The organism is Mesorhizobium sp. M7A.F.Ca.US.014.04.1.1 (genome assembly GCF_003998745.1).
Lineage (GTDB): Bacteria > Pseudomonadota > Alphaproteobacteria > Rhizobiales > Rhizobiaceae > Mesorhizobium > Mesorhizobium ciceri.
On sequence record NZ_RZRW01001265.1, the window covers coordinates 1 to 720 of the forward strand.

Here is a 720-nt window from a genome sequence, read left to right on the forward strand (position 1 = left end):
GTTCCACGGTCAAGGGTCTCGAGCATGGCAATCAGGTCTTCAGTCAGAATGGCTTCCTTTTGCCGGGGAGGGGAGGCGTGGGTGTTGCGAATGCCGGCCAGCACAGTGGCGATATGCCGGTCCTTCCTGTCCAATGGCTGGCCACGCTGAGAAAAATTCCAGGTCATCGAGGAGAGACGTCGCTCGATGGTCGAGACGGCGTTCGGCTTCTTGTCGCCCGTCACCTTACCGGACGCGCAGGCCGTGATGTAAAGGCCAACGACCTGCGGGTCGGGCGGCAACACATCGAGATGCTGGCGGCGCGCCCAGGCGCAAAAATGCTTCCAATCGGCGGCGTAGGCGCGCCGGGTGTTCGCCGAGCTTGCTGCCTCGACGTAATCGCGCGCGCGCTCGGCGAGCCCTTCCAGGTGCGCCGGCAGGGGAGGGGCGTTTTGCGGCTCGCAGGGTGCCTGCGCCATTTCCATGACGATATCGACAATATCAGGCAAGTCGTCGGCTGGAGGCGAGGGAGGGGAGGTGCTGGCGATCGCGGTCGTGCTGTGGGACGGCACTGAGCTGTCCTCAGGACGATTTTCGCGGCTCAGGTCGACGATAGGGGCCATTCTGCTAGCATGGCTTGTAACGAACGATAATGCAACATTATCATTCATTATATCTGCACGACAGGCTGTGCGTTTTTGCGCGAAAGCCATGGCCATAAGCGCACCGGCACTTTACCCT

The 720-nt window shown here is 61.2% G+C and carries 1 pseudogene; it reads right to left on the bottom strand.

Going from position 1 to position 720, the window contains the following annotated elements:
- Positions 1-602, bottom strand: a pseudogene (locus EOA22_RS35985) (integrase); the annotation flags it as partial.
- Positions 603-720 lie beyond the last annotated feature (118 nt).